The organism is Pseudolactococcus yaeyamensis, assembly GCF_054658615.1.
Window position 1 is genome coordinate 1 of sequence record NZ_BAAGGP010000147.1, and the last position, 3,165, is coordinate 3,165.

3 protein-coding genes are annotated in these 3,165 nt (G+C 40.0%); all 3 read right to left on the reverse strand.

All coding sequences use genetic code 11. The features are described 5' to 3' along the window. Nucleotides 1-107: 107 nt before the first annotated feature. From ACYQ21_RS15055 to pepF, 3 genes are read right to left on the reverse strand one after another with little or no spacing between them, the layout of a single operon-like run. Nucleotides 108-353, reverse strand: coding sequence for a transposase family protein (locus ACYQ21_RS15055; protein WP_460059450.1), 246 nt, complete (start codon nt 351-353; stop codon nt 108-110). Nucleotides 354-388: 35 nt separating this feature from the next. Next, nucleotides 389-1,123 (reverse strand): O-methyltransferase, encoded by a 735-nt coding sequence (locus ACYQ21_RS15060; protein WP_460059452.1) that lies wholly within the window; start codon nt 1,121-1,123, stop codon nt 389-391. Further along, nucleotides 1,116-2,912, reverse strand: coding sequence for an oligoendopeptidase F (gene pepF / locus ACYQ21_RS15065; RefSeq protein ID WP_460059454.1), 1,797 nt, complete (start codon nt 2,910-2,912; stop codon nt 1,116-1,118). The genes ACYQ21_RS15060 and pepF overlap by 8 nt, the downstream gene beginning before the upstream one ends. Nucleotides 2,913-3,165: the final 253 nt, after the last annotated feature.

Here is a 3,165-nt window from a genome sequence, read left to right on the forward strand (position 1 = left end):
ACTAAGAATTTGTAAAGCAGAATGCGGTTTGTTCTTTTGCGCGGCGCTACGAATCGCTTTACCATCAACTGCGATAATCTCGCCAACACTTTCAAAATGTTCACGCATTATTTTAAAAATAATTTCCTCACTTTTTCGCCATCAATGATAGTCAAGGTGTGCGAAAAGGTTGGTTTCGAAGGGATTTTCTCAATATTGAAAGTTTGTTTAAGAAAATCAGCCTGATTCTCAGCATATGTGACAATATCACAAAGTTGAACTAAACCGCATAAAACTGCACACATAATAATAACTAACACATCACATAAAGGATAGTCGATATATCTTTCGTCACATGAATCTTTTATCGTCATACAAGTATCTCCTAATGGTAGTTTAGCACTTTGGGTTAATTTTTCAATACTAATTTATGAAACGACCGTGGTAAAACTATCTTGTCGGCATTCTTTCGAATCATCAAAAGACCATCACCTAATGGCACAAGAGTAGTGGTCAAATCTGGATGCGTCAGGGTTGCGTCAAATAACTGATGTAACCCCCGATAAATGCCACGCTGATTGCGCTTTACTTTTTCAATAGGTTTGGTCACATCGCCGCCTTGGAAAACATCATCAATCACGACAATACCACCAACCGACAAACGCTTCAAAATCTCTGGTAAAAAAACGATATATTTAGACTTGGCCGAATCCATAAAAGCAAAGTCATAGCCATCTGGTAAGCTCGCCAACACATCAATCGCATCGCCCTCAATGACCTCGATTTGCTGAGCCGAATCATATTTGACTAAGTTTTCTCGCGCCAAAGTCGCCATCTCAGGGTTGCGCTCAATGGTCGTGATTTTTGATTCTGGTGCAGCTTGCGCCATTAAGAGTGCAGAAAAACCAATAGCTGTCCCAATTTCTAGAATTTTTTTCGGTTGCAGTGTTTGTAACAAAAATTGAAAGTAAACCACCGTTTCATGCGGAATAACAGGAATATTTTCCGCGTGCGCAAAAGACTCAACATCTGCTAAAAAGCCTGTCAAAGCTTCCTGCTCCCCTCGCATCAAGGCGACGATTTCAGGCTTGACGATAGGTCTGCGCATATTATGATTGGAATATTCGTTATAACTCTTAACCATGTTTCGCCACCAATGCTTCTAATTCTGTCAACCGTTTTTCAAAAACTGAAAAGGCAGCAGTAAGATAATCTGCTGATGTCATATCAACACCCGCTTTTGCAATGACATCTAGCGGATAGTCTGATGAACCAGCACGCAAGTAATTTAAATAGTCTGTCTTATCTTGCTCAGTCCCATTGACGATTTTATCTGCTAAAGCAGATGCAGCTGCAAAGCCTGTCGCATATTGGAAAACATAGTAATTATAATAGAAATGCGGAATTCTTGCCCATTCATACTGAATTTCTGGATTGCTACTAGCTGCTAAACCATAATATTTTTCGTTCAATTCAGCATACAGTTGATTCAAGAACTCGCTGGTTAAGACAGTTCCCGCAGCATCCGCCTCATGAATGGCATGTTCGAACTCGGCAAACTGCGTTTGTCTAAAGACAGTGCCTCTAAAGCCATCCAAAAAGTGGTTGAGCACCGCGAAACGCGTCTCTTCATCTTCAACGTCATTGAGCAAAGTTTCTGTGAGGATGTTTTCATTGGTTGTCGACGCAATTTCAGCAAGGAAAATGCTGTAATCACCGTAGACATAGGGTTGACTTTCACGGGTAAAGCTACTGTGCATGCTATGGCCCATTTCGTGCACTAGGGTAAAAAGATTATCTAGCGTATCTTGCCAGTTAAGTAGCATAAAGGCATTGGTATCGTATGAACCACCTGAATAAGCACCTGAACGTTTACCTTTATTTTCTTGGACATCAATCCAATTTTCTTTAAAGCTGCGTTTAACCTTTTCCAAATAATCTGAACCAAAAATCGCAAGAGTTTCCTGAGTTTTAACAACTGCTTCTTCATAGGTAAATTTATAATCTGTCGTTGACAAGGGTGCGTAGACATCATACATTTTAAGGTCATCAATTTTAAGGATATCAGCACGTAGGTTAATATAGCGATGAAGTAAAGACAGGTGGTCATTGACAGCTTGGACTAAAGTGTCATAGACCGCTTCTGGGATGTGGTTACTAGACAGAGCAGCCTCACGCGCTGACTGATAATGACGCGTCTTCGCTGTAAAATTATGGACTTTAACATTGGTTTGTAAGGTCTTAGCATAGGTATGCTGATACTGTTCGTAAATACTATAAAGCGCTTGGTAGGCTGCTTTTCTAATGTCGCGGTTCGATGATTCCATGAATGAAATGTAGTTACCATGTGATAGCTGAACTTCATGACCTTGCGCATCCGTAATCGTTGGAAAAACAATATCTGCGTTATCCAAGATTTCAAAAGTCTCAGCGCCAGCACTGAAAATTTCTGATGCCCCTGCCAATAGTGCTTCTTCCGCACTTGATAAAACATGCGCTTTTCTGTCAAATAGCTGCTCAAAGAAATGACCATAAGTTTGCAATTTAGGCTGATCAATAACAAACTGTGCAAAAATTTCTTGAGAAAGTGTCATAAATTCAGGTTCATAGAAAGCAAACACTTCGCTGAACTTAGCATAGAGCGCTGTTACTTTAGCCTGATATTCTTGATAAAGACTGACTGTCGTATCTTGGTCATGCTTCATCGACGCGTAGACATAAAGTTTTTCAACCCGCTGCATGAGTGTCAACTCTGTTTCAGTGACTGCTAATAAATTTTCAGCAGAATCTGTCAGCGTGCCAGCCCATGCTCTCGCCTCTTCTAGCGCCACTAAAACCTTCGCAAGCTCTGCTTCGAACGCCTCATCTGTTACGAAAATTGTGGTCAAATCCCATTGATATTTTTCATCAATTGCTTCACGTTTTTTTACCATTTCATCTCCTATTTTAGACGGATACTCAATAAAGCAAACATTTTTAGCTATTTCTTTACTTAAATGAGTATTTACCTACTATTTTACCATAAAATAGCAAGAGATACACCCTAACCAGACCAGACCGCACGACAAACGCATGACTCTCTCTCTCCCAATCTCAAAATAGGAAGCGTGTTTTTAAAAATAACAGCTCTCACATTGAAAACAACTGTGCCAAATAATCTGGAAAAGTCATTGATAACGAAAAACG

What these genes read in the sequence shown, in the direction of transcription:
- ACYQ21_RS15055 (WP_460059450.1), bottom strand. Translation starts at nt 353, where the DNA reads ATGACGATAAAAGATTCATGTGACGAAAGATATATCGACTATCCTTTA.
- pepF (WP_460059454.1), bottom strand. Translation starts at nt 2,912, where the DNA reads ATGGTAAAAAAACGTGAAGCAATTGATGAAAAATATCAATGGGATTTG.
- ACYQ21_RS15060 (WP_460059452.1), bottom strand. Translation starts at nt 1,123, where the DNA reads ATGGTTAAGAGTTATAACGAATATTCCAATCATAATATGCGCAGACCT.